Source organism: Elstera litoralis (assembly GCF_000963705.1).
Lineage (GTDB): Bacteria > Pseudomonadota > Alphaproteobacteria > Elsterales > Elsteraceae > Elstera > Elstera litoralis.
In genome coordinates this window covers 1-1,782 of record NZ_LAJY01000454.1, presented here as the reverse complement: position 1 = coordinate 1,782, position 1,782 = coordinate 1, and the positions used below count along the sequence as shown (strand labels likewise).

Here is a 1,782-nt window from a genome sequence, read left to right as displayed (position 1 = left end):
CAATCCCTCTAAGAAGCTGCACGCATTGGCGGCGGCTTCTCGGATATGGTCGAGATAATCGGTTAACCGACTGTCCGTCATAGAGGCTGAGCTTCCGCTAAAACCTTGGCGCGCACTTTCGGGGGCAAATCTTCGGGCGTCAGCAGATCGACCGATACCCCAAGCAGGTCCTCAAGCTCCACCTGCAAGCCGCCGAGATCGAAAAGGGTTGCCCCCGGCATCGCATCTACCAGTAGGTCGAGGTCGCTCCCTTCGTGGTCCGTACCGTGCAGGGCCGACCCGAAGACACGCGGGTTCCGCGTCGGAAAACGGCTGACCGCCGCCCGAATGGCATCCCGGTTTTGCGTCAAGGCGAGCGAGGGTTTCACAGCGAGCTCCGATCCTGTTGCCATTATTATAGGGGAAAAGATCGTTTCCCGGCAGAGGGTCTATTCAAGCACGCCCTCCAGCCCCATCAGTTCCGCCAAGCGGTTCGCCACCGCTTCAGCCGCAGCCACGAGCGCAGCATCGGGACGATGCACATAGCGCGAGGTGACGCCGCGTCCCTTATGCCCGAGCAGTCCCGCAATCGTCGCGTCAGAATAGCCGAGTTCGGAGGCGACCGAGCCGAAAGTGTGCCGCAGGGTATGGCAGCCCGCATCCGCAATTTCTGCCGCCGCCATAATCTTCACCACCTCGCGCTTCGTGCCCTGATAGGCCGTTTCCCCGTTACCGCGCGTGCCAGGGAAGACGAAGGGGGAGCCGACCTGCGGCGGCCAGTCGGTTAGCAAGCGGCACGGGATGGAACCGATTGCCCGCATACTGCGCCCGGTCTTGGTATCGTCGAGGCGTAAGCAGCGGTCTTTTGTGTCCACCTCGCTCCACCGCAACCCGGCGATTTCCCCGAGGCGGCAGCCGGTCAGGCTAAGGAGCCAAAGCACGCGCACGGCATAGGGATGCACCACCCGGCCATCGGCAGAAACACCCGCCCGGAGGGCTGCTCCCAAGCGGGCGAGTTCGGCTTCGCTGAGAAACCGTTCCTTCGGCTCGCCGCGATAACGCTTCACCCCGTGCACGGGGTTGCTGGGAATGATTTGCTCTTCGACGGCCCAGGCCATGATCCCTGAGAGCAGATCGGCAACACGGGCAGCGGTTCCCGCACCGCCGCGAACGATAGCGCGACCGCGCGTGCCGGTCTTCTCATCGTCTTTGGTTTTGCCCAGCGTAATATCGCTAATCATTCGGCGCACGGTGGGCGGATCGATCTCTTTTACCGGGATGGCACCGATCAGCGGCTTGATATGGCGCTTGATGCGGCCCTTATCGATTTCCAGCGTCGTTGCCTTTTTAGGGCGATTGAACCGGGTGAGAATAAGCCCAGCTTCGGCGGCTTCCATATAGCGGTCGCTCAGCTCGCCGAGGGTGAAGGCTTCTCGGCGTTCCACCTTGACGGCTTGTTTTGCTGCCATTGGATCGATCAATGCGGCGACTAGGCCGGTCAAGCGGCGGGCTTCGGCGCGGGCATTCTCGACGGTCCAAGGTGCCCCGAACCGCCCGATGGTGAACCAGCGCGCTTTTCCATCGAAACTATATTTCAGCACGAAGCTCTTTGCTCGCCCCTGAAACCGCACGCCGAATCCGGTCACGGCTCCCTTGCCGCTATCCCATAAAACCCCCGCTTCGGTCATCCCATCGACATCGCGTTTGGTGATTGGCATTTTCCCCGCCAAAAAACTAGCTACTGTTTAGCTACTGTGAAAGCAGGAAAGTGGGCGTGTCAACGGGTAGAGGCCGCGCCCATGT

2 protein-coding genes are annotated in these 1,782 nt (G+C 61.3%); both read right to left on the bottom strand.

The window, feature by feature from the left end; all coding sequences use genetic code 11:
• Positions 1–77: 77 nt before the first annotated feature.
• Positions 78–368, bottom strand: a complete 291-nt coding sequence (locus VZ95_RS15665; RefSeq protein WP_045776692.1) for a nucleotidyltransferase family protein — start codon at positions 366–368, stop codon at positions 78–80.
• Between the two features lie 60 nt (positions 369–428).
• Positions 429–1,697: a tyrosine-type recombinase/integrase gene (locus VZ95_RS15660; RefSeq protein WP_045776691.1), complete on the bottom strand. Its 1,269-nt coding sequence runs from the start codon at positions 1,695–1,697 to the stop codon at positions 429–431.
• Positions 1,698–1,782: the final 85 nt, after the last annotated feature.